The organism is Saccharopolyspora karakumensis (assembly GCF_004349225.1).
Classification (GTDB): Bacteria; Actinomycetota; Actinomycetes; order Mycobacteriales; family Pseudonocardiaceae; genus Saccharopolyspora; species Saccharopolyspora endophytica.
Map to the genome: position 1 here is coordinate 1 of NZ_SMLA01000024.1, position 26,247 is coordinate 26,247.

A 26,247-nucleotide genomic window follows, 5' to 3' on the forward strand; every position below is an offset into this window, starting at 1 on the left:
TAGCTAAGCTCCCCAGCGCTGATGGTACTGCACTCGCTAGGGTGTGGGAGAGTAAGACACCGCCGACACAATCCTTATGAGCGGGGCCGGTTGATCCGAGCAGGATCAACCGGCCCCGCTTTTTCGTGTCTCCGCTCGACAAGGTCGTTTCCGTGCTTGAGACTTGGTCGCCGGAGTCCGGGCGAAAGGGGCACGGGAGTGGAAGAGAAAGACCTCCGATCGTTGCTGGAGAAGCTGACGGTGGAGGAGAAGGCCCGGTTGCTCACCGGTGCCGACTTCTGGACGTTGCACCCGATGCCGAAGATCGGCCTGCGCCGGCTGGTGCTGTCGGACGGCCCGAACGGGGTCCGGGGCACGACCTGGGACGAGCGCGACACCTCGCTGCTGCTCCCGGTCGCGTCGGGCCTGGCCGCGACCTGGGACCGGGCCGCGGTGCGTCGGGCCGGCGAGCTGTTCGGTGACGAGGCCGTCCGGCGCGGTGTGCACGTCGTGCTCGCACCCACGATCAACCTGCACCGGAGCCCGTTCGGCGGCAGGCACTTCGAGAACTTCTCCGAGGATCCACTGCTGACCGGTGTGATCGGTGCGGAGATCGTCGCCGGCATCCAGTCGCGCGGTGTCGCCGCCACGCCCAAGCACTACGTCGGCAACGAGAGCGAGACGGAACGGCTCACCTACAACGCGGTGATCGACGAGTCGACGCTGCGGGACTGCTACCTGGCGCCGTTCCGGCGCATCGTCGACGAGGCGCAGCCCTGGGCGATGATGGCCGCTTACAACTCGGTCAACGGCCACACGATGACCGAGCACTCGGCGCTGGTCAACGACGTGCTCAAGGGCGAGTGGGGCTTCGACGGCGTGCTGGTCTCCGACTGGTTCGCCACCAGGTCCTGCGCCGGTGCGGCCAACGGTGGACTGGATCTGGCGATGCCGGGCCCGAAGAGCCCGTGGGCCGATGGTGCCCTGGCGAAGGCGGTCCAGGACGGTGAGGTCGACGAGTCGGTCCTGGACGACAAGGTCCTGCGATTGCTGCGCCTGGCGGACCGGGTCGGCGCGCTGGGCGAGGACGAGGCCGAGCGGAAGACCGCGGAAGCCCCGCCGGAGCAGGCGCGCGCCTCGATCCGGGAGCTGGCCGCCCGCGGGTTCGTGTTGCTGCGCAACGACAAGTCGCTGCTCCCGTTGGACCAGGAGATCACCAAGGTCGCGGTGATCGGTGAGAACGCGACCTTCCCAGCGGTGCAGGGCGGGGGTTCGTCGCACGTCAGTCCTCCGCACGTGGTGACTCCGCTGGAGGGCATCCGCAGGGCCCTGCCGAACGCGGAGGTCCACTACCAGCGCGGTGCGCGGCACCGGCGGCTGCTCGACCCGATCCCGTCCGAGCTGGTGCTCGACCCGCAGGGCGAGGGCAACGGTCTGCGCGTGGAGTACCTGGGTGACGAGGGACAGGTGCTCGACACCGAGCTGCGCGGCACCGAGCGGTTGACCTGGCAGCGGGGCGCGATGCCGGAGGGCACCAGGAAGCTCCGGGTGAGCGGACGGCTCGCCGCCGAGGTCGGTGAGCACGTGTTCGGCGTCAACGGCACCGGGAACTTCCGCGTCGAGGTCTCGGGTCGCGAGGTGCTGTCCGCCGACGTCAAGAGCAGCAGCGAGATCGACGATCCGCTGGGCGACATGCTGGCGCCGCCGGAGCAGCGCTTCAACGTGGTGATGGTCGAATCAGACCTGGACGAGGCGGGTCGAGTCCGCCTGTCGGTGGAGTTCACGCCGCTGGAGGTCGACGCGGACCTGGTCTGCGTGGGCCTCGGCCACCGGCCGGAGCGCTGGGACGACGCGACCGAGCTGGAGGCAGCGTTGCGGGCGGCGCGGGACTGCGATGTAGCGGTGGTCGTGGTCGGCACCAACGACGAGGTCGAGACGGAGGGCCGGGACCGGAACTCGCTGGACCTGCCGGGCCCGCAGAACGATCTGGTGGCGAAGGTGATCGCGGCCAACCCGAACACCGTCGTGGTGGTCAACGCGGGTGGTCCCGTGCTGATGCCGTGGGCGACGGAGGCGTCGGCGGTGCTGTGGACGTGGTTCGGCGGTCAGGAGTACGGCGACGCGCTGGCCGACGTTCTGCTGGGAACCGCGGAGCCGGGCGGCAGGCTGCCCACGACGTTGCCCGCGGCGCTCGCGGACGTCCCGGTGCCGCTGCCGGGCGTGCAACCCGTCGACGGCGAGCTGAGCTACGAGGAAGGGCCGCTGATCGGCTACCGCGCCTACGCCGCTCGGGACATCACGCCGGGCTTCTGCTTCGGGCACGGGCTGGGCTACACGACGTGGTCGTACGACGAGGCGACGCTCGACGGCGACGCGGTCACGGTGAAGCTGCGCAACACCGGTGACCGCGCCGGCCGCGAGGTCGTGCAGGTCTACACCGCGGATCCGTTGCGGCTAACCGGTTTCGCGGTGGCCGAGGCAGAACCCGGGGCCGAGGTGGAGGTGACGGTGGAGGTCGAGCCGGGCGCAGCGGACGTGCGCGTCGGTCCGAGCTCCGGCGATCTCCGCCTCGACGCCGGGCGCTGACTCACTTCTTGGCGACGAACTTCTCCAGGTCGTCGAGCACCAGGTTGGCGGCGAGCGGGCCCAGGCCCAGGTACCAGGTGTCGTCGGGCACCTCGATGGCCTGGCCCGCGCGCACCGCGCCGAGGGTGGTCCACTGCACCGAGCCGGTCACCTGGTTCATCTGCTGGCGGGCGTTGTCGCCGTAGGCGGCGTAGAACAGCATGTCGCCGTCCGCCTGGGAGATCTGCTCGCGGCTGAGCTTGGTGAAGGTCTTGTCGCCGAGCTGGTTGTCCGGGCGGTTGAAGCCCGCGTCGGCGAGGATCGTTCCGATGAACGATCCCTTGTTGTAGAGCCGGATGTCACCGGGGATGAATCGGAGCATGCTGACCTTGCGCCCGGCGGCCTGCTTGCCGATCTCGGCGGCGCGGGCCTGGTAGTCGGCGAGGATCCGGTCGGCCTCCGCGCGCTTGCCGAGCGCCTCGGCGTCGAGCAGGAAGTTCTCCTTCCACGTCTTGCCCACGGTCTGGGCGAAGACGGTGGGGGCGATCTTGCTCAGCGCCTCGTAGTGCTCGTCGTCGCGGGTCTTGCTGGACAGGATCAGGTCCGGCTTGAGGGCGGCGATCTGCTCCAGGTTGGGGGAGCCGATGGTGCCGACGATCTGGGGGTTGCCCGCCTTCTGCGCCAGGTACGGCTGGAGCTGGGTGTTGGCGTCGGGCAGCACGGTCGCGACCGGCTTCACGCCGAGCGCCAGCACGGAGTCCAGCTCGCCGGTGTCGAGAACGACCACGCGCTTCGGCGTTCCGGCGATGGCGGTCTGGCCCTTGGCGTGCTGGACGACGCGGCTCTGGGCGGGAGCGGGCTGCTCGGGCGCGGGCGTGCCGCAACCGGCGATGCCCAGGGCGAACGCGGCGGACAGCGCCGCGATGAGTCTGCGATGGCGCAGCATGGGGCACCCAATCTGTCGTAATCGTGCAAAAGTTTGGGTAGCCTAACCTGTCCACGTGGGAGTGACCAGAGCTGTGGCTTGTAATACTGATCATTAGCAGGGAGAACTGTCAGCGCCTGCTTACCGGGGACTTTCTAGAGCATCACCAGGAACATGTGGGCCATCGCGGCCGACAGCGCCAGCTCGACCAGGGATCGCAGACGCGGCGGTGGAGTGCGCACCAGGTCGGTGGCGGCGAATCCCGCGGCCAGCGCGCAGTAGGCCATCAGCGACCAGGCCAGCAGCGGGTACGCGAATCCCGGGGCCTGCGCCGCGATCGTGACCGAAGCGTGGTGGTGGCCGGCCGTGACCAGCGGTGCTCCGGCGGCTCCGGACTGCTGCCCGGCGAACATGTAGACCATCGCCAGCGCTCCGATCGCGTGGTGCAGGTGCGAGCCGGTGCGCAGCCACGCCGCGCGAAACCCCAGCCAGCAGGCCAGAACGAGGAAGGGGCCGGCGAGCAGCGGCGACGGAGTGACGTGCATCGCGATCATGCCCAGGCCCATCATCAGCTGGGCGACGTCGACGTGGCATGGGTCTTCGCGATTGCGGTGGCCGATGCCGAGCCGCACCAGCGCGGTCACCGTCGCCGCGATGACCGTGCCGGTCATGACCTGCTCGAACATGACCCTCCACCATCGCTGGAGCCGCGTGCGCGATCGATTGTTGGTGCCCCGGGAGGCCCGCAGATACCGCCTTGCGGGCGGACTTCGGCGAACCGGTGGTGACCAGGCGTGGTCAGGTCCTCAGTGGACGGTCATGATGCCGTGCGGTGGACGAAGTCCTCCAGCGAGACCGACACCTCGTGGCGGGTTTCGCTGTGCCGGGTGCAGTAGGTCGTGGGGTACCAGCCGGTTTCCTGCCACGCGGCCGGGAGCTTGAAGTCGAAGCACCCGTCCTCGACGGCTCCGGTGCGGAGTCCGTCGAGCCATGCCGAGGTGATCATCGGTTCGAAGTAGGTGACCTCGCGGTTCCAGACCCCGTAGATCCAGGTGTGCCGGAACGGCCGGCCGTTGAACTCCGGCGCGGTGCGATCGATGAGGTGGTTGCCCATCGCGGGCTCGATCGCGTCGGCGTCGGTGAAATCGGCTGGTACGTAGCGGGAATCGGGCAGCCGCTTGCCCAGCTCGTAGTCGTCGCAGTGCACCAGCTGCGGGCACGGGCCGGTGCGGATCGCCAGGCGCTCGGCGTTGTCGTTGAGGTAGAAGTGCACGTCGTAGTGCGGTTTGTCGTAGACGCCGAGCGGGATGTGACCGTGCGGGTTCCAGTTGTTGAGGACGTAGGTGAACGGGAAATCCGGCTGCTGCCGGGCGCGTTCACCGAGTCCGAGCTTCTGCCCGTAGCCGCCGGAGCACTCGTGGACCGGGTCGGTGCTGCCGTCCCCGTTCTTGTCGAAGCACAGCGTCCCGTCCGTCGGCGGGTCGTGCGGCAACCCGCTGAAGCTCGCGTCCGACATGCGCACGCCGATGGACACCGGACGCGAGTCGAGGAACTGGGTGTAGGCGGTGATCCGGCCGTCGCCGAGCGGTGCGGACTCGCCGTACTCGGCGCAGGGACCGCGGTAGGACGGCGTCTCGGCGACCAGCCGGTCGACGGCGCCGCCGGGCAGCAGCAGCGACTGCTCCCGCGCGGTGACCGCGCAGACCCATTCGAGCTCGTCGGTCGCTGCGGCCTGCGTCGTGGATGCGTTGGTGGCGGCGAGCAGGAGCGCTCCTGCGGATGCCATCACGAGCGGGATCTTCATGATTCCTCCGGGGTGGTCCTGGTCAACCACGCCAGAGTCCCGCCGGCTGCTGTCCCGCCGCTTTCACCGGCCACCAAAATGAAGGAAGACCCGCCGATGGGGCGGGTCTTCCTTCGCTGTGCGCCAACAGGGACTCGAACCCCGAACCCGCTGATTAAGAGTCAGCTGCTCTGCCAGTTGAGCTATTGGCGCTAGTCCCGAGTCTCCCCGGCAACGCGAAAAAGATTAGCACGCGCTCGGAACGGCCTGTGCAGCAGGTCCGACCGTGTTCGCGGTCGTGTTTCGTCCGAGCGGTATCGGAAATGAAAAAGACCCGCCGATGAGGCGGGCCTTTCGTTTGCTGTGCGCCAACAGGGACTCGAACCCCGAACCCGCTGATTAAGAGTCAGCTGCTCTGCCAGTTGAGCTATTGGCGCTAGCGCGTCCCCCGGGGTTTCCGTTCGGTCTCCCTGGCGACGTCGAAAACATTAGCACGGGCCGTCGGTGCCCTCGGCGGGGGGTCTCCTCATCGGCCGAGGGCAACCCCGGTGCCCCGCCGCACGTCCACCGGACGTGCGCGGAGGTGGCCGGAGCACAGGGAATATGACACTGAGTGCGGACCCGGTCGCTGCACGCACGGTCGGGTGATTACGGCACACTGGTGTTCAGGCGCAGGTGTGGTTTGTGACGGGACGGATAGTTGCCAATGAGGAAAAGGCGTAACCCGGTCGGGTCTCTCTCGCGGGTTAGGCGGCTGACGACCGCGTCGGTCGTCGGGCTGGTGGGTTTGCTGGTCGCCGGGTGCGGCGGCGGGGGAGTGGAGGCCGGGCAGGATCAGGGACCCCCGGCTCCGGTGGTGCGGTTCGCGCAGCCGAACGGGGCCAAGGACGTGTCGCCGGCGGCTCCGGTGACCGCGAACGTCAGCGGCGGCCGGATCGTGAACGCGACGCTGACCAACTCCGACGGCAAGCAGGTGCCGGGACAGGTGTCCCCGGACGGCGCGAGCTGGTCGTCGACGGAGAAGACCGGCTACGGCAAGACCTACACGCTGGCGGTGACGGCTCGGGGCGAGGGCAGCCCGGCCATCACGCAGCAGTCGACCTTCACCACGATCGACCCGAAGTCGCAGACCTACGTGTCGATGATCCCGCTGGACGGCGAGACCGTAGGGGTCGGTCAGCCGCTGGTGTTCCGCTTCAGCAGCAACGCGCCCGCTCCGGACAAGCGGAAGGCGGAGGAGGCGATCAAGATCGCCACCGAGCCGGTCGTCGAGGGCGCCTTCTACTGGTTCAACAGCCGCGAGGTGCACTGGCGGCCCAAGGACTACTGGCAGGCGGGCACCAAGATCTCGATCGCGGTGGACGTCTACGGTCGCGAGTTCGGTCCGGGTCTGTGGGGCGAGGAGGACCGCAAGGCCACCATCACCATCGGCGACCGCGTGGTGCTCAAGGCCGACGGTGCGTCGCACCAGATGAGCGTGGAGAAGAACGGCCAGGTCATCCGGACGATGCCGGTGTCGCTGGGCAAGCCGGAGTTCCCCTCGAACAACGGCGTGCACGTGGTCACCGAGCACCACCGCAAGAAGCTGATGGACTCGACGACCTACGGGCTGCCGCTGGAGGCCGGTGGCTACCAGACGGAGGTCGAGTGGGCGGTCCGCATCTCCAACGGGGGTGAGTTCCTGCACGCGGCTCCCTGGTCGGTCGGCGACCAGGGGCACCGCAACGTCAGCCATGGCTGCATCAACATGAACAACGCCAACGCGGAGTGGATCTTCAACCTGCTCAAGAAGGGCGACGTGGTCGAGATCACCAACTCCGGCGGCCCGGACCTCCGCTCCTGGGACGGCTTCGGGGACTGGCAGGTCCCCTGGAACGAGTGGCTGAAGGGCAACAAGTAGCCCTTGCGAGCGAAGCGACTGCGCCGGAATCCGACGCAGTCGCTTTCTCTTTCCCGGTCGAGGCGGTCACAGCAGGCAGTTCGGCTGGAATCCGGGGTCAGCGGGTCCTTCGCGGTCGAGGGCGTGCAGCACCCACTGCACGACCACCGGGTCGTTGGGGCTCTGGTCGTGCTCCGCGAGGTCGTTCGGGCACGCGTCCTGCACGGTGATGTTGGTCAGGTCGCCGGCCGGGCCGTCGTGGAGGAAGGAGTTGGTGTACGGGGTGACCACCTGGTCGTAGCGGGTGGTGACGACGGTGTAGTCGGGTCCGTCCGGGGTGTCGTCGCCGGCGTTGAGCTCGGTCAGGAACGGCGAGCCCTGCATCTGCTGGGTGCACGCCTCGCAGACGACGCCCGCCGGGGCGATCAGCGGAGTGGTGGTGCCGTAGTTCGACGGGACGATCCCGATCAGCTCGCCGGTCTTCGCGGCGCCGCCGAGGGACTTCAGGTACGCGCGGGGCATCATGCCGCCCTGGCTGTGCCCGACGAGGTCGACCTTGCTCGCGCCGGTGGCCGCGAGGACCTCGTCGACGAAGGACGCCAGTTCCTGCGCGGAGTTCTCGACCCGGCCCGTGGCGTTGTTGCCGTAGTCCAGCGCGAACACGCAGTAGCCGGCCCGCTTGATCTGCGGGGCCAGCAGGGACCAGTTCTTGGCCATGTTCTCGAAGGTGCCGTGCACGAGCACGACCGGCCGCGGGTGTTCGGGGCTGGGCGTGCAGCTCCAGTCGTTGGCCCCGGGCGGGGAGACGCCCACCGGGGCGGCCTGCGCGGTGCCGGATCCGAGCAGTGCGGTCGCGATCGCCAGCGCGAGCAGTGCCGGCAGCCCTCGGTGTCGCATGCGGTCGTTCCTTCCAGCAGCCGGGAGCGCTCCGAACACCGCTGGGCACAGGGCCGAACGGGTTGCGGTGCAGTGGTTCTTAGCCCGGGGAGCGACCGGTGTCAAACGGGACGTTGATGATCTGACCTGACCGAACGCCGGTCGAGGGCTTCTTCGATCACCGGTGGGTTCGAGCGGAGGGGACGCGCGAATTCCGCTCTCGAAATCGCCGCGCCACGCAAAGAACTCCGGCCGACCACCATGTCTGGCGATCGGCCGGAGTTCTCCTCGAAGGGTGAGTGACGGGATTCGAACCCGCGACTCCTGGGACCACAACCCAGTGCTCTACCGACTGAGCTACACCCACCTCGGCCGCTCGGACCGGCCCTGGCGGGCCCCGTCCGGAGCAACGGAAACCATCCTAGCGTGTGCCCGCCACGGGATTTCCACCGCCTCCGGTTTTCGCGTCCGAGCAGCTCAGCGGGGTCTCAGGACTCCTCGCGGGCTCGCGTGGTCCCGCTGACCCCTCCGGGGTCGCTGAGCAGTTCGGCTGCGATGGCCTGTGCCTGCTCGCTGCTCGGACCGGGGCGCGGGACGAACGCGGTGCGCCGGTAGTACGCGAGCTCGCGGATGGATTCGCGGATGTCGGCCAGCGCGCGGTGGGCGAGGCCCTTCTCCGGCTGCGCGTAGTAGATGCGCGGGTACCAGCGCCGGCAGAGCTCCTTGATGGAGGAGACGTCGACCATCCGGTAGTGCAGGTGCGCGTCGAGCTGCGGCATGTCGCGCGCGATGAACCCGCGGTCGGTGGCGATGGAGTTGCCCGCCAGCGGCGCGGACCGCACGTCGGGCACGTACTGCCGGATGTATTCCAGGACCTGCTGCTCTGCTTCGGCGAGGGTCACCCGGGATGCGCGGACCTCCTCGGTGAGCCCCGAGCGGTCGTGCATGTCGCGCACGACCTCGGGCATGCCCGCGAGGGCGTCGTCGGCGGCGTGGATGACGATGTCCACGCCTTCGCCGAGGATGTTGAGGTCCGCGTCCGTGACCAGGGCGGCGATCTCGATCAACGCGTCCTTGCCGAGCTCCAGCCCGGTCATTTCGCAGTCGATCCACACTAGACGGTCATTCACTCGACGCAGCCTAACTCCCGCGACCGGTTGATCGCGGCAAGAGTGTCGGGATCGCAAGCTTCGGGGCTACCCGTCGAGGTGCGTCCGCAGTTCGCGGGGGACCACCTTGCCGGTGGCGTTGCGGGGGAGCTCGTCGAGGAAGATCACGTCGCGGGGGACGGCGAACTTCGACACCCGGCTGCGGACGTGGTCGCGCACCTGGTCGGCGTCCATGGAGCCCTTCTCGCGCGGGACCACGAAAGCGGCCAGGCGCTGGCCGAAGTCGGCGTCGTCGACGCCGATGACGGCGGCTTCGGAGACCTCGGCGATTCCGACGATGGCGTCCTCGGCTTCCTTGGGGTAGATGTTCTCGCCCCCGGAGATGATCATGTCGTCCTCGCGGCCGGCGATGAACAACCGCCCGGAGCGGTCGAACCGCCCCAGGTCGCCGGTGGACATGAGCCCTTCGTGGCGTTCGCGGCTGTTGCCGTTGGTGTAGCCGTCGAACAGCATGTCGTTGCCGGCGAAGATGCGGCCGGTCTCGCCGCGGCGGACGGGTTCGCCGTTGTCGTCGAGGATGCGCACCGTGGTGCCGCGCGGCGGACGTCCGGCCGAGGACGGTGCGGCGCGCAGGTCGGCGGGGGTGGCGATGCTCACCCAGGAGACCTCGGTGGAGCCGTAGAGGTTGTAGAGGACCGGGCCGAAGGCGCGCTGGAACGTGGTGGCCAGGTCGCCGGGCAGCGCGGAGCCGCTGGCGGCGACGACGCGCAGCGACGAGGTGTCGAAGCGCTCGCGCTCCTCGGCGGGCAGGTCGAGCATCCGCTGGAGCATGACCGGGACGCCGAACATGCCACCGACGCGGTGCCGCTGGATGGTGCGCAGCGTGTCGATCGCGTCGAACTTGCGTCGCAGCACCAGGGTGGCGCCGAGGACGGCGGAGAGCTGGAACCCGGCGATGCCCCAGGTGTGGAACAGGGGAGCGCTGAGCAGCACGCGCTCGCCCGCTCGCAGCGGGATGCGGGAGAACACCGCGCCGGCCGGGTTCAGGCTCGGCGGGTCGGGGCGGCGGGCGCCCTTGGGCGTCCCGGTGGTACCGGAGGTGAGCACGATCAGCCGCGAGTGCCGCTTGGGCCGGGGCACCTGCTTGCCGGTGCCGGTGGCGATGAGGTGGTCGAGGGTGTTGTGCTCGGTGGGGCCGTCGGCCCAGCCGAGGACGACGTCGAGGTCGCTGGGCAGGTCCTGGAGGTGCCCGGCGAACTCCTCGTCGAGGACGAGCACGCTGACGTCCTGCTCGGCGAGCACGTCGGCGAGCTGGCGGGTGCTGAGCCCGACGTTGAGCAGCACCACGTCGACGCCGAGCTTGGCCGCGGCGACGATGACCTCGACGGGGCCGTGGTGGTTGCGGGTGAGCACGCCGATGCGGGTCTTGCCGGGAACGCGGTCGCGCAGCGCGGCGGCCAGGCGCGTGGTGCGGGTGGCGAGTTCGGCGTAGCTGAGCGCGCCGCGCTCGTCGATCACAGCGGGGCGATCGGGGTGGCGGGCGGCGCCGACGGCGAACCCGAGCGGCAGGGTGATGCCCCACCGGCGGTAGGCCAGCGCGATGCGCGCCAGCTTGTCCGGCCGCATGGGCCGGATGACGCCTTGTCTGGCCAGCACGAACAAGGTGTGCAGTGCCGGTGCGGCGTGGTTGGTAAGAAAACTGGGCAGTCGCCGCAAAACGCTCACTCGGTCACCCCTCGTCCGTGAAACCTACTCGGGAGTAGATTGTGCCGTGAGTAATCCTCCCGGCCAAGTCCTCCGTGTCGAGTATCCCGGTTCCGCGATCGCGAGGGGGCGGAGCGGATCCCCTCCTCACCGCTCCGGAAGACCCACCGCCTGGGCGGCGAAGTGAGGCGGTGCGGCGAGGGGAGGAGGAGCTTCCCCCGCCGCGCCGACCCCCAGGTTCCTAGTCGACGCCGGCGGCGGTGACCACCGCGTCGCGCAAGGCCGCGCGCAGGCGGCCGACTTCCAGCGGTGAGAGCACCGCCGTCTCCCCGGGCGGCGCGACGATGACGACCCGGCCGTGGTTGACGAACACCGACATGTCTCGTCGCCGTCCGGCGACGTCGCGGCAGCTGACGTGCCACTCCTGGTTGGGCCCCACAGTCCCAGCCTCCCTGTGCCGATCCGCTTGGTGCGGTGGAGCCGCGCAGCGCGCGCTCCTGGTGGAGGGACGCACCGATCCGAGGGGCGTGACGGCACTTCGCCGAAACAACGGGAAGTGTGCGCGGCCACGGCCGGGTTCGCGGGCCCGAACGCAACTCGGGGCGATCCCCACAACCGGGAATCGCCCCTGAGCGAACGCTGTTAGCCGACGACACTCGTCCGGCCCAAGAAACCGTCAGACCGGACGTACCTTCAGCCCCGCGGGCTCGGCGGAGAGCACGACCGCGCCCTCGAAGTCGGCGATCGGGAGCTCGTCGCGCACCAGGCGGTGCGGCGCGTCGGAGGCCTCGATCCGGATCTCGCCGGTGTTGACCGACCGCTCGTCCAGCTCCTGACCGCCGAACTGCACGCTGAGCCGGTCGCCGGTCACGGTGGCGGTCAGCCAGCCGCCGTCGATGACCTGTTCGGTGCCGTCGAAGGAGACGGTCAGCCGGCCCTCGGTGGGCTGGTCGCCGCGCACCGCGACGTGCGAGAGCGCGACGTCGCGCTTGCCGGACTCCTCGCCGGCCAGGGCGATGACGTCCCGGTTGACCTCGTCACCCGGCTCGGTGCCGGGCTTGGGGGTCAGCACCGGGGCGCGCAGCTGCGCGGCGAGCCGGTAGGGCTGCCACGAACCGGCGCCGATCAGGTTGACCACGGCGCTGACCGCCACGTCGGCCAGCAACCGGTCGCTGCCCGGGGCGGGCGTGACCTCGATCGCGGGCACGTCGCGCCGGGCCAGCAGATCGCGCAGTGCCTTGGCGCGCTGACGGCTGTTGCGGTCAAAACCGCGGGTGATCGCCACCGTCCCCGATCCGGCGGCCGCGACGGCGGCCTCGGTCAGGTCCGCTAGCGGCGCCCAGATCTGCGCGGGGTCCTGTTCGGGACGCTGCCGGCGCGAGCGGGCGAAGCCTGGGGCATCGGTCGTGGTTTCCATCGCCCTCCACTTTAGTCCGCTGCGAAGGATGACCTCGCCTTCCGGTGGGGGCTTTCACGGTGTGAAATCGATCGCGGTCGCACTGCTCCATCGGGGTGGCTTTTCCCTCCGGTGGGCTCATCCGCTGCGGCATTCGTCGCATCCTTGCGGCTCTGGCGAGCCGGGGGGCCGGGATGACCGATCTTCACCTGCCGGGTGAGCGCGCGGGCCCGGCCCGCTGGCGGCTGGTGCGCTGGCTGGCCTCCGACGGGAGCCGGGTTCGGGTGGGCCAGCCGCTGGCCGAGCTGCGCCCCGCCGAGTCCGACGGCGCCGCGATCCGGATGTCGGCGCTGGCCACGGGGACCTTGTGGCACCAGGTGCGGCGGGGCGAAGTGCTCCACGTCGGCCAGGTGATCGGGTTGATCGAGTGAACCGCGCGGGCCGGGGGCTTGCCCTGGGTTGTTAGGTTGGTGCCAGTGACGCGGGGTGCCCTGCCAGGGCTGAGAACAGACCCGTCGAACCTGACCTAGCTCGTACTAGCGGAGGGACGTCATGGCTCCCAATGTGCTGACCATCGCCGGGACCGACCCCAGCGGCGGCGCCGGAATCCAGGCTGATCTCAAGGCGTTCTCGGCCAACGGCGCCTACGGCATGTCGGTGATCACCGCGCTGGTCGCGCAGACCACCACCGGGGTGAGCCGGGTGCAGGAGGTTCCGCCGGACTTCATCACCGACCAGCTGGTGACGCTGCTCGACGACGTTCGGGTGGACGCGGTCAAGATCGGGATGCTGGCCAACGCCGAGGTCATCCGCGCGGTCACCGCCGTGCTGGAGCGCTACTCGCCCCCGTTCGTGGTGCTCGACCCGGTCATGGTCGCCAAGAGCGGTGACCGGCTGCTCGCGCCGGAGGCCGTCGGTGCGCTGCGCGACGAGCTGCTGCCGAGGGTGGACCTGATCACGCCGAACCTGCCGGAGGCGGCCGACCTGCTCGGCGAGGCCGAGATCGGCGGTCCCGACGAGATGCCCGCGCAGGCCGAGCGGCTGGCCGCGCTGGGCGCCAAGCAGGTGCTGCTCAAGGGCGGGCACCTCAGCGGCGAGTCGAGCGTCGACCTGCTCTACGGCGACGGCCTGGCCGAGTTCCTCAGCAGCGAGCGGGTGCCCACCACCAACGATCACGGCACCGGGTGCACGCTCTCGGCGGCGATCGCGGCGCTGCGCCCGCAGCGCGCGGACTGGCTGGAGGCCGTCCGCGAGGCCAAGCGGTACCTCACCGAGGCCCTGCGCGCCTCGGAGCGCCTCGACGTGGGTCACGGCCACGGCCCGGTGCACCACTTCCACCACTGGTGGTGAGGGGCCGAGGGCGGTTCTGGTCCGAACCGTCCGGGCACATCGGACTTCAATCGTGGACGGTTCGCGTCACCACCGCCGTCCGCTTCGCCACCGCACCCGAGATTCCGAATTGTGTGAGGGGTTCTCATGAGCACGTTGCCCGCTCCGCCCGCCGGAGGGTTCTGCGCCCAGGCCTGGGAGCGCACCGCCGGATTGCAGCAGGCGATCGTGGACCACCCGTTCAACAAGGCGCTGGCCGACGGCAGCCTGGAGCGGGACGTCTTCGCCTTCTACATCGTGCAGGACGCGCGCTACCTGGTCGGCTTCGCGCAGGCGCTGTCGGCCGCGGCGACCAGGGCCGATGACGCGGCCGACGCGGCGTTCCTCGCCGGCGCCGCGCAGGGCGCGCTGGTGGAGGAGCGGCGGCTGCACGCCGGTTACGTCGCCGAGTTCGGCCTGACCGACGAGGAGATCTCCGGTGTGGACACCTCGCCGTCGTGCCTGGCCTACACGTCCTACCTGCGCGCCTGCGCGCTGACCGAGTCGTACCCGGTGCTGCTGGCCGCGATCCTGCCGTGCTTCTGGGTGTACCAGTACGTCGGCAGCACGATCCTCGACGCCACCGGCGACATCGAGGGCCACCCCTACAAGGCGTGGATCACCACCTACGCCGACGACGAGTTCGCCGAGGCCGTGCTGGCCGCCCGGGAGCTCGTCGACAAGGTCGCGGCGCGCTCGGACGAGGCGACGCGCGAGCAGATGTTCGCCGCGTTCACCCGGGCGACCGAGTACGAGTGGGTGTTCTGGAACGGCGCGTGGGTCAAGGAAACCTGGCCCACTGCGAAATTCCTTGCATGACAAGGGTTTCGCGTCTCGGAAACGCCGATGACGGCTCGCCGGGAGCGGCGGGCCGTCATCCGTTTCGCACCACGCCACAGCGTGATTCATTCTGTGATGCGTGACACAATCTTGGGGTGTTAACGAAGTGGCTCGCACAGCGACATGCTGGACGAGCCCCCTGTCCTAGCAGGGCGTTGTGAGTGGCGGAATCTTCCGCAGGCGTGGATGGAGTTCTGGGGCAATGTCTTCACTTCTGATCGTTTTTCTCGGCATGTCGGTCCCGATCCTGGCCGCCGCGCCGTTCTACATCGCTGACCGCCGCAAGGACGGTCGCGAGGCTCCCGAGTCCGCGCAGCTGCTCCCCGGCATCGAGGCGCCGCAGATCTGGCCGCAGTCCGCGGTCGAGCCCGAGGCCACGGAGTGCGAGATCCCCGAGTCGCGCACCCCGGAGGGGACCAACGCGCTCGCCGACACCGTGCGCATCGAGCAGGACCGGGTCCCTCAGCCGTAGATCGCCTTCGCCAGCGCCGCCTTGCGCTGCTGCAACTCGCGCAGCGCGGCGGAGCTGAAGCCGCCGGCGCTCGGGCTCGACGGAATCCGCAGTCCCTCGCTTAGCTCCCAGCCGGAACCGCGGTCGATCAACGACCGGTGCTTGTTGGTGTAGTAACCCGAGTTGATCGACACCGCGACCCCGCTCGCGCCCGCAGCGGCGGCCAGCAGGTGCAGGTGGAACCGCGTGGACAACCACCGCTGGCCGGGCTTGGCGGGCAGGCCGTCGCGCAGGATCTCGTCGAACGCGTGGAAGCGGGCGCCCGGCAGATCGTGCTCGACCAGCGAGAACACCTCCCGGTCGGTGCGCGGGATGCCCTCCACGAAGGCGACCTGCTCGGGCTTGACCTGCCACTCGCGCAGCGTGTCCAGCAGGAATCCGGCCAGCGCGGGAACCGATTCGTCGAGCAGGTCCGACTGCATGCACACCACGACGTCGCGGATGTCGTCGTCGCCGGTGCGGAACAGCCCGGGTTCGATGCCGAAGAACATGTCGTCACCGGTGACAGACGGGTCGATCAGCAGCGATGCCGACGGCTCGTCGCGGACGTCGATGACCTCGAACTGCTCGGCGAGGCTGCGCAGCAGCGGCCCGGCGCCCTCGGCGATCGGCGACAGGCCCTGCCCGGTCATCACCGCCCGGCCGCCGGAGCGGTGCGCGGCGGCCGCGGTGGCCGCGAGCAGGCCGATGTGCCGCGGCCAGATGCCGTTGATGAAGCCGCCGCCGATCACGTGGAACAGGTCCATCTGCGAGGCGAGCTCGATGCCGGTGACCCAGCGCGGCGCCATGCCGGGGTTGTGGATCGCGTGCTGCACGAAGGCCGCGACCGACCACGGCTCGTCGTCGGGCGCCTCCCAGCACAACCGCCAGAAGGTGTCGGTGAACTGGACGTTCGGGTGCAGGTGGGAGAGCAGCACGGAGCTGGGCCCGGGGTTGGGGGAGTCCAGCCAGACCTCGCTGTGGGGAGCCACCTTCGCCAGGTGCTTGAGCCAGGCCGCGGCGATGAGCTCGTCGCCGTAGTTGGGGTGGCCCGTCGTGGCGACGAGGTAGGTCCGGGGCGGGTTCTTCACCTGGGAGACTCCAGCCGTAGGTTGCTAGGTTCGCCGTCGAACCTAGCAACCGGCAAAATGCCCGTACCAACGTCGCACCGCACGGGCCGGACGGCCGGGATCAGCCGGCGTTGTTGATCTCCGCGCGGATGCGCTCCAGGCGGCGCTGGGAGCGGTTGAACCTGGCCCGGTAGCGGGCGTCGAAGATGTCGGTCGGCAGCTCCGGCATCTCCATCGGTTCCGGTTCGCGAGGCTTCGGCGCGGTCGCCTCGATCTTCACCGGCTGCGTGGCCTCGCCGTCACCCTCGCGGTCGGTCTTCTCGTCCGAGCCGCTCGCGGCCGGGGTGGTGGCGGTCTCCTCGGGTGCCGAGGTCGCCCGCAGCGCGTGCTTGCCGTGCGGAGCGGCCTGCTGCGATTCGGTCGCCTTGCGGTGCGCGCGGTGCAGCAGCGGCCAGAACACCAGGGTGGCCACCGCGAGACCGCACACGAACATCAGCACCAGCATTTCCACAGCCGCCTCCCTGATCATCAGTTCTGCCGCGCACTGGGAGCCTTCGACGCTCCGTTGGTCGTCTGCTGCGGTTCGATGGGGATCGTGTAGGTCTGCACGTCGTCGCGCTGCTCGGGCAGCGTGACCTGCTGCAACCGGTGCTCTTCCGGCTCGACCGGACCGGAATGCTCCGACGTCGTGACGGCCTCCGTCTTGGCGCGCACGGTCGCGGCCGACTCGTCGAGCACCCGCTTGGCGTTGTCCATCGCCGCGAGCACCGAGGTCCGGAGCTCCTCCAGCCGCAGCTTCTCGACGCGGATCTCCTCCAGCGCCTCCAGCCGCATCTGCTCGGACTCGGCGTCCCACTGGCCGCACTGCCTGCGGGTCTCGGCGATCAGCGCATCGGATTCCTCCTGCGCGTTGGCGATGACCCGCTTGTACTCGTTGCGGATCTCCTGGCGCAGCCGGTACTCGCGGCTGCGCTGCTCGCTGATCTTCTGCTCGTGCTCGCGCTGCAGCTTCGCGCGCCGGGACTCGACGTCGTTGACGAGTTCGGTGCACTCCTCGCGGAGTTCGTCGGCGGCGCGCTCGGCCTCGCTGATCAGCGCTCGGGCCTCGGTCTCCGCGGTGCCGCGGATGATCTCGGCCTGGCGCTTGGACTGATCGCGCAGGGTCTGCACCTCGTCCTCGGCGATCGCGAGCATGTTCTGCACGCGCTGGGAGGCGGCGGGCAGGCCCGTGTCGGAGGACTCGATGCTCTTGAGGCGCTGTTCGGCTCGGTCCAGGCTCCTGCGGGTGTCGTCGCAGAGCGTGCGCAGGTCGTTGTTCAGCCGGACCGCTTCGTTGCGGTCGATGGTGACCATGCGCAGCTGATCTTCCAGGAGCTCGATGTGCTCGACGACCTGGTGGCGGCTGAAGCCGCGGACCTGGATGTCGAAACCCGGCCGGAGCGGCACGACTGCGTCGGCGTCATCCATGGGTGATCTCCTCTCCGGACGGTAGGCCCATTCGATGAATCGGAGAGTAGGGCGGATGTTCAGGCAACGCCCAGCGAGACACAACGACCGTCACCGGATCAGGTGTTGATCAATCGTGTGGTCTTGCTGCCACGTCCGAGGATGCTGACACGCATCTGTCCACTGTGCACGTTGCGGGAGGACGCCGATTCGTCCGGTCGGCCCGATCGATCCCGATCTCCGGGTGATGGCCTGTCTCCCGACGGAGTGATTAGGTTAGGCTCCGCTTACAAATTGTCTTGGGAGGGAGCGCGGCGTGTCTCACGGAGCCGACCTGGTCGGGCGACAGCACCAACGGGCCTCGGTGCTGTTGCGGCGTTGGCTGGCCGAGACCCACGCGCCGGTCGCCGAAGGCCCGCTCCGGCTCACGATCGCATCCTTGTCGCTGCACGTCGACGTCGTCTACGACTCGCCGACCGGTGCGCACGGGTTCGGCTCGATCGGCGTGTTGGACGAGGCCGGTCGGACGCTGGTCTCGGCGGACCCGGCGCTGCTGGCCGCCGCCTGCTCGGCCGACGCGCGGGCGCGCTCGCGGGCGGACGCGCCGGTCAACGCGCCGGAATCGGGAACGCTGGTCGACTGGCTGCTGGACGCGCTGCCGCGTCGCGAGGTCGATCCGCTGCCGCTGCCCGACGACCTGGTGACCGTCGGCCGCTCGCTGTCCAACGCCGCCGAAGCGCAGCGCTGGCTGACCGGGCACATCGAGGAGCGGTTGCTCCCAGGGGTCCTCGCATCCGAGGGCGAGGGTCGCGCGGAGCTGACCGCGCGCCTGCTCAGCCGGGGTGTGCTGGTGGTCGTCGGCCTGCTGGGCCGCCGCGGTGCGGTCCACGAGGAGTACATGCTCGCCGAGCTGGCCAGGCGGCTGGGTGCGATCGCCGAGCAGCACCCGCAGAGCGCGGGCCTGATCGAGCACTGGCTGACGAGCCCCACCCTGACCGATCTCGCCGCGCTCAACGGCTCGCAGCTGCGCTACCGGGACGCAACCGGTGCCGTGCGGGTCCGGCCGGTCACCTTCGAGGTCCGCAACCCGCTGCGCTTGGAGCCGCCGGCGGCGGTGCCCGGAGTGCCGCTGCCGGAGCTCGGCGACGGTTGGAGCCTGCGGCCGGTGGCGATCACCGGCGAGGACGGCGGCCCGGACGTCGAGCTGGTGCACCGCTGGATGAACCGCGAGCACGTCGCGGTCAACTGGAACCAGGACTGGCCGCTCAAGCAGTGGCGCGACGAGATCGCGACGCAGCTGGCGGGGGAGCACTCGGTGCCGTGCATCGTCTCGCGCGACGGTCGCGACATCGGTTACCTGGAGCTCTACCGCGTGCAGCGCGACAAGCTGGCCCGCTGCTACGCGCACGCGCCGCACGACCTGGGCGCGCACATCGCCATCGGCGAGCCGGACGCGATCGGCAAGGGCGTGGGCTCCGCGCTGCTGGAGGCGGTCGCGCGAGGGTTGCTGGCGGCGGACCCGGCGTGCCGCAGCGTCGTCGCCGAGCCGAATGTCCACAATGGAGCTTCGGTGGGTGCGTTCGGCAAGGCGGGGTTCGCCCAGGCGGCCGAGGTCGGTTTGCCGAACAAGAACTCCGCCCTGATGGTGTTCCCACGTCCAGGTGAGTAGTCCCACGTCAGGCGGTCTGGCGTGCGGTTGTGCTCCCGATCGAATCTGAACTAAGGTTAGCCTTACTTTTGTGTTGATCGTGGGGAGAGCAATGCCGTCGCGAGCTGACCAGCTGCCGTTGTCCGCGGCGCAGGCCGGGATCTGGTTCGCCCAGCAACTCGACCAGGCCAATCCGATCTTCAACACCGCTGAGCGCGTGGAGATCGCGGCCGAGGTCGACCCGGAACTGTTCGCCGAGGCGCTGCGCGCGGTGGTCGCCGAAGCCGAGACGCTGCGGATGCGGGTCGTCGACGACGGGGACGGTCCGCACCAGGTCATCGACGCGCTCGACGCCGTCGAGCTGCCGGTGCTGGACTTCGCCGACGAGGCCGACCCGGACGCCCGCGCGCAGGAGTGGATCCAGGCCGACCTGAACGCACCGGTCGACCTGACCCGCTCGCAGGGCGACGGCGGCAGGCTCTGGACCGCCGCGCTGTGCAAGCTCGGGGAGCGGCGCTGGTGGTGGTACCAGCGCATTCACCACGTGGCCATCGACGGCTACGGCTTCTCGATCACCATCCGCAGGGTCGCCGAGCTCTACAGCGCGCTGGCGGCGGGCGAAGACCCCGGTGAATCGCCGTTCGCCGGACTGGACGCGCTGATCGACGACGAGCGCGCGTACCTGGAATCGGCGAAGGCCGAGCGCGACGCCGCCTTCTGGCGCGAGCGCTTCGCCGACGAGCCCGACGTGGTCACCCTGACCGAGCGTTCGCGGTCGACCGCGCGCACCTTCCACCGGCAGCTCGCCGCCGGCTCCTCGCTGGAGGAGCTGGGCGCGGCCGCCGAGGCGGCGCGCACCATCTGGCCGGACGCGCTCATCGCGGCCTTCGGCGCCTACCTGCACCGGATGACCGGGGCGACCGACGTCGTGCTGGGCCTGCCGGTGATGGGCCGGATGGGTTCGGTCGCGCTGCGGGTGCCGGGCATGGTCGTCAACGTGCTGCCGCTGCGGCTGCGCGTCGAGCCGGGCACCACCCGCGACGAGCTGATCGCGCAGGTCGCCCAGGCCGTGCGGGACCTGCGCAAGCACCAGCGCTACCGCAGCGAGCAGCTGCGTCGCGATCTGATGCTGCTGGGCTCGGACCGGGCGCTGTTCGGGCCGATGATCAACATCAAGTCCTTCGACTACGACCTGGACTTCGCCGGTGCGCAGGGCCAGGTGCACAACGTCGCCGCCGGACCGGTCGACGACCTCAGCGTGCTGGTCCGCACCGAGGGCGACGAGCTGCGCTTCGAGTTCGACGCCAACCCCGACCGCTACACCGCCGAGGAGCTGACCGGGCACCGCGAGCGGTTCCTGCGGTTCCTGGACTCCTTCGCGGGCAGCGACGCCGACTTCCCGGTCGGGCGGATCGACCTGCTCACGCCGGCCGAGCGCACCCGCGTCCTCGACGAGTGGAACGCACCGGTGCCCGGCTTCGCCGAGGCCGAGCCCGCGACCCTGCCCCAGCTGTTCGAGGAGCAGGCGCAGCGCACGCCGGACTCGGTGGCGGTGACCTTCGAGGGCGAGTCGCTGACCTACTCCGAGCTGGACGCGCGCGCCAACCAGCTCGCGCACCACCTCATCGACCACGGCGTGGGGCCCGAGCAGCTGGTGGCGCTGGCGCTGCCGCGCTCCACCGAGCTCGTCGTGTCGCTGCTGGCCGTGCTCAAGGCGGGAGCCGCCTACCTGCCGCTGGACCCCGAGCACCCGGCCGAGCGCATCGCCTACATCGTCGGCGACGCGCAGCCGACCATGCTCATCAGCGACCGCGGCCACGCCGACCGGCTGCCCGAGGGCATCACGCGGGTGCTGCTGGACGAGGACAAGGCGATCGCCGAGATCGTCCGGCACTCCCAGCGCAACCCCAAGCCGGGCGAACGCGGGCCGCTGACCAGCGAACACGCCGCCTACGTCATCTACACCTCGGGTTCGACGGGAGTGCCCAAGGGCGTGTCGATCCCGCACCAGAACGTGGTGCGGCTGTTCTCGGCCACCGACCCTTGGTTCGGCTTCACCGGCGAGGACGTGTGGACGCTGTTCCACAGCTACGCCTTCGACTTCTCGGTGTGGGAGCTGTGGGGCGCGCTGCTGCACGGCGGCAGGCTCGTCGTGGTGCCGCACGAGGTGAGCCGATCGCCGCAGGAGTTCCTGAACCTGCTCGAACGCGAGCAGGTCACCGTGCTCAACCAGACGCCCTCGGCGTTCTACCAGCTCAGCCAGGCCGACCGGGAGAACCCGGGCGCGCGGTTGGCGCTGCGCTACGTCGTGTTCGGCGGCGAAGCGCTGGAACTGTCCAGGTTGGACGACTGGTACACGCGGCACCCCGAGTCGCCGAAGCTGATCAACATGTACGGGATCACCGAGACCACCGTGCACGTGTCCTACGTCGAGCTCGACGCCGACCTGGTCGCCCGCCGCGACGGCAGCGTCATCGGCAGGGGCATCCCCGACCTGCGCGTCTACCTGCTGGATTCGCTGCTCCAGCCCGTTCCGCCGGGCGTGACCGGTGAGATGTACGTGGCCGGTGAGGGCCTGGCGCGCGGATACCTGGGCCGGCGCGGGCTGACCGCGCAGCGGTTCGTCGCCGATCCCTTCGGCGAACCCGGTTCCCGGATGTACCGCTCCGGCGACCTCGGGCGCTGGCGGCCCGACGGGTCCATCGAGTTCATGGGCCGGGCCGACCAGCAGGTCAAGGTGCGCGGTTTCCGCATCGAGCTCGGCGAGATCGAGGCGAACCTGGCGGTTCACCCGCAGGTCAAGCAGGCCGCGGTCGTGGTGCGCGAGGACGTCCCGGGCGACGAGCGGCTGGTCGGCTACACCGTCGGCGACCCCGACCCGGCTCAGCTCCGCGTTCACCTGGCCGACCGGCTGCCCTCCTACATGGTCCCGGCCGCGTTCGTCGCGGTCGAGGAGATCCCGTTGACCGCCAACGGGAAGCTCGACGCCAAGGCGTTGCCCGCGCCGGAGGTCGCCGGTGGCGGTCGGCAGGCGCGCAACGACGCCGAGCGGGCGCTGTGCCGGTTGTTCGGGGAGGTGCTCGGCGCCGAGCAGGTCGGCATCGACGACGGCTTCTTCGAGCTCGGCGGGCATTCGCTGCTCGCGACCCGGCTGCTGGCGCGGGTGCGCACCGAACTCGGCGCCGAACTGGGCATCCGGACCCTCTTCGACCACCCGACCGTCGCGGAACTGGCCGAGCGGCTGGAGGTTTCGGGCGGTGGCGGGCCCGAACTGCGTCCCGTGCGCCGTCCCGAGGCGATCCCGCTGTCGTTCGCGCAGCAGCGGCTGTGGTTCCTCAACCGGCTCGAAGGCCCCAGCGCCACCTACAACATGCCGCTGGTGCTGCGGATGGCCGGCGAGCCCGACGTGACCGCGCTGCGCGCGGCGATCGGCGACGTCGTCTCCCGGCACGAGAGCCTGCGCACCACGTTCCCCGACACGCTCGGCGAACCGCGTCAGCTGATCGGCGATCAGGTGCCCGAGCTCCCCGTCACCGAGGTGTCCGATGTGGACTCCGCGCTGGCGGGTGCGGCGCGACGGGGCTTCGACCTGGCGCAGGAACCGCCGATCCGCACCGAGCTGTTCCGCGACGGCGAGCGCACCGCGCTGCTGGTGCTGCTGCACCACGTCGCGGGCGACGAGTGGTCGGTGCGCCCGCTGGTGCGGGACCTGTCGGCCGCCTACGCCGCCCGGCTCGACGGCCGCGCGCCGGAGTGGGAACCGCTGCCCGTGCAGTACGTGGACTACGCGCTGTGGCAACGAGAACTGCTCGGCGACGAGGAGGACCCGAACGGTCTCGCGGCCCAGCAGCTGGACTTCTGGAAGCAGGAGCTCGCGGGCCTGCCCGACCAGCTGGAACTGCCTGCGGACTTCCCGCGACCGGCGGTGTCGAGCCACCGCGGCGAGGCCGTGCGCTTCGGCCTCGACGCCGAGCTGCACCGGCGCATCCGCGAGCTGGCGGCCGAGCACCAGGCCAGCGCGTTCATGGTGCTGCAGACCGCGCTCGCCGCGCTGCTGACCAGGATGGGCGCGGGCACCGACATCCCGATCGGTTCGCCGGTCGCCGGACGCGGTGACGACCGGCTCGACGACCTCGTCGGGTTCTTCGTCAACAGCCTGGTGCTGCGCACCGACACCTCCGGCGAGCCGACGTTCGCCGAACTGCTCGACCGGGTCCGCGACACCGACCTGGCGGCGTTCGGCAACGCCGAGCTGCCGTTCGAGCGGCTCGCCGAACTGCTCAACCCGGCCCGGTCGCTGGCCAGGCACCCGCTGTTCCAGGTCATGCTGGCCTACTGGGGTGCCGCCGAGTCGGTGCGCGCCGACCTGCCCGGCGTCGAGACCGCTGTGGACACCATCCCGGCCGGGGCGGCGAAGTTCGACCTGGCCTTCAGCCTCAGCGAGAGCGCCGACGGCGACGTGCGCGGGCTGGTGCAGTACAGCACCGACCTGTTCGGCGAGCGCACCGTGCGATCCCTCGTCGAGCGGTTCGTGATGCTGCTCGAATCCGCCGTGTCCGCACCGGGAACGCCCATCGGACGGCTCGACATCCTCGGTGCCCAGGGTCGCGAGCAGGTCCTGGCCTGGGGTGACGCCACCACTGACGTCCGCCCTGCGGGAACCTTCCCGCAGATCCTCGCCGAACGCGCCGACGCCACCCCGGACAAGCCCGCGCTGGTCTTCGCCGGCACCGGGCTGACCTACCGGCAGCTGCGCGAGAAGGTCACCGAGCAGGCGAAACTGCTGGTGGAACGCGGTGCCGGGCCGGGTGACATCGTCGGCGTGATGCTGCCGCGCTCGGCCGAGCTGATCATCGGCCTGCTCGCGGCGATGCACGCCGGGGCCGCCTACCTCGCGCTCGACCCGGAGTACCCGCCGGAACGCCTGCGGCACATGGTCGACGACGCCCGGCCGCGCCTGGTGCTCACCGACGACCTCGACGCCGACCTTCCGGCGACGCTGGTGCACCACGCCGACCGGCCCGAGGGCGATCCGCGCCTGCCGGAGCCGCAGCTCGACGACGCCGCCTACGTCATCTACACCTCCGGTTCCACCGGCACGCCCAAGGGCGTCGTCGTCGCGCACCGGGGCATCGGCAAGCTGCTGGCCACCCAGACCCGCCGCGTCGGCATCACCCCGGACAGCCGGGTGCTGCAGTTCGCCTCGCCGAGCTTCGACGTGGCGTTCTGGGAGATCTGCATGGGTCTGCTCGGTGGCGGAACGCTCGTCGTCGTGCCCTCCGACCTGCGGGTTCCCGGCGAAGCCCTCGCCGAGTACGTGCGGCGGCACGAGGTCACGCACCTGGCGATCGGGCCGTCGATGATGGGCATGTTCCCGGCGGACGTGCGGCTGCCGGAGAACGCCACGCTGCTGTGCGGTGCGGAGAAGGTGCCCTCCGACCTGGTGCAGCGCTGGGGCCGGGACCGGCCGATGCTCAACTGCTACGGGCCCACCGAAGCGACCGTGAACACCACGCTGTGGGACTGCGATCCCGACGCGGTGTCGAGCTCGGTGCCGATCGGCGTGCCCGACCCGGGCGCCCGCGTGTACGTGCTCGACCAGCGGCTGCAGCCGTGCCCGCCGGGTGTCGTCGGCGAGCTCTACGTCTCCGGGCTCGGACTCGCCCGCGGCTACCTCAACCGGGCCGGGCTGACCGCGGAGCGGTTCGTGGCCGACCCGTTCGGCGAGCGCGGCGCGCGCATGTACCGCACCGGTGACCTGGTGCGGTGGCGCGCGGACGGGACCCTGGACTTCGCCGGCCGCGCCGACGACCAGGTCAAGATCCGCGGTTTCCGCATCGAGCTCGGCGAGGTCGAAGCCGCGCTGGCCAGGCACGACGACGTCGCGCAGGTCGCCGCTGTGGTCCGCGAGGACACCCCGGGCGACAAGCGCCTCGTCGCCTACGTCGTCGGTGACTCCGACGCCGAGTCCGATGCCGCGGCACTGCGCCGTCATGTCGGCGAGGAGCTGCCCGACTACATGGTCCCGGCGGCGGTGGTGTTCGTCGACGCGCTGCCGCTGCTGCCCAACGGCAAGCTCGACCGGCGCGCGCTGCCCGCTCCCGACCTCGCCGAGGTCGTCGGCAACGACATGCCGCGCAACCCCACCGAGGAGATCCTCTGCGGGCTGTTCGCCGAGGTCCTGGGCCTGCCGCGGGTCGGCGTGCACGACGGTTTCTTCGACCTGGGCGGGCATTCGCTGCTCGCGGCCAAGCTGATCGGCCGGATCCGCGACGCGCTGGGCACCAAGGTCAACGTCGGCAGCCTGTTCGCCGCGCCCAGCGCGGCCGGGCTCGCCGAGCGCCTCCGCACCGGAGGTAGCCGGGACGCGCTGGAGATCCTGCTGCCGCTGCGCACCAGCGGCAGCAAGCAGCCGCTGTTCTGCGTGCACCCGGCGGCCGGTCTGGCGTGGCCGTTCTCGGGCCTGCTCAAGCTCATCGACGACGAGCGGCCGATCTACGGCATCCAGACCCGTGGGTTGGCCGAACCGGCACCGGTCGCGGGCAGCCTCGCCGAGATGGCCGCCGAGTACCTGGAGCACATCCGGACGGTGCAGCCGCACGGGCCGTACCACTTCCTCGGCTGGTCCTTCGGCGGCGTGGTCGCCCACGAGATGGCGACCCACCTGCAAGCCGAGGGGGAGGAGGTGCGCTTCCTGAGCATGCTCGACTCCTATCCCAAGGATGTCTGGGACACCCTGCCGACCGAGGAGGAGGCGCTGCTGGCCCTGCTCTACATGGCCGGCTACGACCTCTCCGAGCTCGGCGAAGGGCCGCTGAGGCGGTCCGACGTGCTGGAGATCCTCTCCGCCGAGGGAAGCGCCCTGGCGAACCTGGAGGAGCACAGCATCACCGCCATCATCGACAACTTCGCCAACTGCGCGGTCCTGGAGAACTCCGCCGACCACGACGAGTTCCGGGGTGACGTGCTGTTCTTCAGCGCCACCGTCAACCCGGCGAAGGAGTCGCTGACCAGCAAGATGTGGCAGCCGTACGTGGACGGCGACGTGATCGACCACGACATCGCCTGCGAGCACAAGGACATGACCCAGCCGGAACCGCTGGCCGAGATCGCAGCAGTCGTGCAGCGAGCGCTCACCGAGACCGAGGGCTGAACCGGCGTTCCGCCCG

At 70.2% G+C, this 26,247-nt stretch carries 19 protein-coding genes, 3 tRNA genes and 1 riboswitch; of the genes, 8 read left to right on the top strand and 14 right to left on the bottom strand.

Features of this window, described 5'->3' with window-relative positions; translation table 11 throughout:
* Nucleotides 1–198 precede the first annotated feature (198 nt).
* Entirely contained in the window at nt 199–2,565 is a 2,367-nt protein-coding gene (locus tag E1202_RS16785) for a glycoside hydrolase family 3 protein (RefSeq protein WP_235878524.1), read from the top strand.
* A gap of 1 nt (nt 2,566) precedes the next feature.
* On the opposite strand, the gene E1202_RS16790 is transcribed toward E1202_RS16785, so the two are convergent.
* The 5 genes from E1202_RS16790 to E1202_RS16810 form a co-directional block, all read right to left on the bottom strand.
* Nucleotides 2,567–3,490 carry an ABC transporter substrate-binding protein gene (locus tag E1202_RS16790; protein ID WP_132684101.1) on the bottom strand — a complete coding sequence of 308 codons (924 nt, stop codon included), beginning with the start codon at nt 3,488–3,490 and terminating at the stop codon, nt 2,567–2,569.
* Nucleotides 3,491–3,624: 134 nt separating this feature from the next.
* The gene (locus tag E1202_RS16795; protein ID WP_132684102.1) at nt 3,625–4,155 is read right to left on the bottom strand and encodes a DUF5134 domain-containing protein; all 531 of its coding nucleotides are present in this window, start codon (nt 4,153–4,155) and stop codon (nt 3,625–3,627) included.
* Between the two features lie 131 nt (nt 4,156–4,286).
* Complete coding sequence (locus E1202_RS16800; RefSeq protein ID WP_132684103.1) at nt 4,287–5,273, bottom strand: hypothetical protein; 987 nt, start codon at nt 5,271–5,273, stop codon at nt 4,287–4,289.
* A 119-nt stretch (nt 5,274–5,392) separates the two neighbouring features.
* Nucleotides 5,393–5,465 (bottom strand) — tRNA-Lys (locus E1202_RS16805).
* Nucleotides 5,466–5,616: 151 nt separating this feature from the next.
* Nucleotides 5,617–5,689: transfer RNA gene (locus tag E1202_RS16810), tRNA-Lys, on the bottom strand.
* A 344-nt stretch (nt 5,690–6,033) separates the two neighbouring features.
* Here E1202_RS16810 and E1202_RS16815 point away from each other — a divergent pair.
* The gene (locus tag E1202_RS16815) at nt 6,034–7,152 is read left to right on the top strand and encodes a L,D-transpeptidase (RefSeq protein ID WP_235878532.1); all 1,119 of its coding nucleotides are present in this window, start codon (nt 6,034–6,036) and stop codon (nt 7,150–7,152) included.
* Between the two features lie 66 nt (nt 7,153–7,218).
* Here the strand turns inward: E1202_RS16815 and E1202_RS16820 are convergent, their stop codons facing one another.
* The 6 genes from E1202_RS16820 to E1202_RS16845 form a co-directional block, all read right to left on the bottom strand.
* Nucleotides 7,219–8,028, bottom strand: coding sequence for an esterase/lipase family protein (locus tag E1202_RS16820; RefSeq protein WP_132684105.1), 810 nt, complete (start codon nt 8,026–8,028; stop codon nt 7,219–7,221).
* A 273-nt stretch (nt 8,029–8,301) separates the two neighbouring features.
* Nucleotides 8,302–8,374: transfer RNA gene (locus tag E1202_RS16825), tRNA-His, on the bottom strand.
* 121 nt (nt 8,375–8,495) lie between these two features.
* The gene (gene orn, locus E1202_RS16830; protein WP_132684106.1) at nt 8,496–9,137 is read right to left on the bottom strand and encodes an oligoribonuclease; all 642 of its coding nucleotides are present in this window, start codon (nt 9,135–9,137) and stop codon (nt 8,496–8,498) included.
* Between the two features lie 66 nt (nt 9,138–9,203).
* Nucleotides 9,204–10,841, bottom strand: coding sequence for an AMP-binding protein (locus E1202_RS16835; RefSeq protein ID WP_235878542.1), 1,638 nt, complete (start codon nt 10,839–10,841; stop codon nt 9,204–9,206).
* Between the two features lie 220 nt (nt 10,842–11,061).
* Nucleotides 11,062–11,259 (bottom strand): hypothetical protein, encoded by a 198-nt coding sequence (locus E1202_RS16840; protein WP_132674889.1) that lies wholly within the window; start codon nt 11,257–11,259, stop codon nt 11,062–11,064.
* 237 nt (nt 11,260–11,496) lie between these two features.
* Entirely contained in the window at nt 11,497–12,237 is a 741-nt protein-coding gene (locus E1202_RS16845) for a hypothetical protein (protein WP_132684107.1), read from the bottom strand.
* Between the two features lie 173 nt (nt 12,238–12,410).
* Between E1202_RS16845 and E1202_RS16850 the strand changes: the two genes are divergently transcribed.
* From E1202_RS16850 to E1202_RS16865, 4 genes are all read left to right on the top strand, one after another.
* Entirely contained in the window at nt 12,411–12,647 is a 237-nt protein-coding gene (locus tag E1202_RS16850) for a lipoyl domain-containing protein (RefSeq protein WP_132684108.1), read from the top strand.
* Between the two features lie 41 nt (nt 12,648–12,688).
* Nucleotides 12,689–12,781, top strand: a riboswitch (TPP riboswitch).
* A complete protein-coding gene (gene thiD / locus E1202_RS16855) occupies nt 12,769–13,566 on the top strand; it encodes a bifunctional hydroxymethylpyrimidine kinase/phosphomethylpyrimidine kinase (protein WP_132684109.1) in 798 nt (265 codons plus the stop codon). (Overlaps the previous riboswitch by 13 nt.)
* Nucleotides 13,567–13,692: 126 nt before the next feature.
* Nucleotides 13,693–14,403, top strand: coding sequence for a thiaminase II (tenA, locus tag E1202_RS16860; RefSeq protein ID WP_132684110.1), 711 nt, complete (start codon nt 13,693–13,695; stop codon nt 14,401–14,403).
* A 223-nt stretch (nt 14,404–14,626) separates the two neighbouring features.
* Nucleotides 14,627–14,896, top strand: a complete 270-nt coding sequence (locus E1202_RS16865; protein ID WP_132684111.1) for a hypothetical protein — start codon at nt 14,627–14,629, stop codon at nt 14,894–14,896.
* Here the strand turns inward: E1202_RS16865 and E1202_RS16870 are convergent.
* The 3 genes from E1202_RS16870 to E1202_RS16880 form a co-directional block, all read right to left on the bottom strand.
* The gene (locus E1202_RS16870; protein WP_132684112.1) at nt 14,887–16,005 is read right to left on the bottom strand and encodes a polysaccharide pyruvyl transferase family protein; all 1,119 of its coding nucleotides are present in this window, start codon (nt 16,003–16,005) and stop codon (nt 14,887–14,889) included. The genes E1202_RS16865 and E1202_RS16870 overlap by 10 nt on opposite strands.
* 100 nt (nt 16,006–16,105) lie before the next feature.
* Nucleotides 16,106–16,489 (bottom strand): hypothetical protein, encoded by a 384-nt coding sequence (locus tag E1202_RS16875; RefSeq protein WP_408006659.1) that lies wholly within the window; start codon nt 16,487–16,489, stop codon nt 16,106–16,108.
* A 23-nt stretch (nt 16,490–16,512) separates the two neighbouring features.
* A complete protein-coding gene (locus E1202_RS16880; RefSeq protein ID WP_132684114.1) occupies nt 16,513–17,451 on the bottom strand; it encodes a hypothetical protein in 939 nt (312 codons plus the stop codon).
* Nucleotides 17,452–17,746: 295 nt separating this feature from the next.
* On the opposite strand from E1202_RS16880, the gene E1202_RS16885 reads away from it, so the two are divergent.
* Both E1202_RS16885 and E1202_RS16890 read left to right on the top strand, forming a co-directional pair.
* Nucleotides 17,747–19,099, top strand: coding sequence for a GNAT family N-acetyltransferase (locus E1202_RS16885; protein ID WP_235878544.1), 1,353 nt, complete (start codon nt 17,747–17,749; stop codon nt 19,097–19,099).
* Nucleotides 19,100–19,190: 91 nt separating this feature from the next.
* Nucleotides 19,191–26,231: an amino acid adenylation domain-containing protein gene (locus E1202_RS16890; protein ID WP_132684115.1), complete on the top strand. Its 7,041-nt coding sequence runs from the start codon at nt 19,191–19,193 to the stop codon at nt 26,229–26,231.
* Nucleotides 26,232–26,247 lie beyond the last annotated feature (16 nt).

Bases quoted from the DNA above. Each gene is read 5' to 3' on its own strand.
- E1202_RS16875 (WP_408006659.1), bottom strand. From the start codon at position 16,489: ATGCTGGTGCTGATGTTCGTGTGCGGTCTCGCGGTGGCCACCCTGGTG.
- E1202_RS16800 (WP_132684103.1), bottom strand. From the start codon at position 5,273: ATGAAGATCCCGCTCGTGATGGCATCCGCAGGAGCGCTCCTGCTCGCC.
- E1202_RS16795 (WP_132684102.1), bottom strand. From the start codon at position 4,155: ATGTTCGAGCAGGTCATGACCGGCACGGTCATCGCGGCGACGGTGACC.
- thiD (WP_132684109.1), top strand. From the start codon at position 12,769: ATGGCTCCCAATGTGCTGACCATCGCCGGGACCGACCCCAGCGGCGGC.
- E1202_RS16850 (WP_132684108.1), top strand. From the start codon at position 12,411: ATGACCGATCTTCACCTGCCGGGTGAGCGCGCGGGCCCGGCCCGCTGG.
- E1202_RS16865 (WP_132684111.1), top strand. From the start codon at position 14,627: ATGTCTTCACTTCTGATCGTTTTTCTCGGCATGTCGGTCCCGATCCTG.
- E1202_RS16790 (WP_132684101.1), bottom strand. From the start codon at position 3,490: ATGCTGCGCCATCGCAGACTCATCGCGGCGCTGTCCGCCGCGTTCGCC.
- E1202_RS16880 (WP_132684114.1), bottom strand. From the start codon at position 17,451: ATGGATGACGCCGACGCAGTCGTGCCGCTCCGGCCGGGTTTCGACATC.
- E1202_RS16890 (WP_132684115.1), top strand. From the start codon at position 19,191: ATGCCGTCGCGAGCTGACCAGCTGCCGTTGTCCGCGGCGCAGGCCGGG.
- tenA (WP_132684110.1), top strand. From the start codon at position 13,693: ATGAGCACGTTGCCCGCTCCGCCCGCCGGAGGGTTCTGCGCCCAGGCC.
- E1202_RS16820 (WP_132684105.1), bottom strand. From the start codon at position 8,028: ATGCGACACCGAGGGCTGCCGGCACTGCTCGCGCTGGCGATCGCGACC.
- E1202_RS16845 (WP_132684107.1), bottom strand. From the start codon at position 12,237: ATGGAAACCACGACCGATGCCCCAGGCTTCGCCCGCTCGCGCCGGCAG.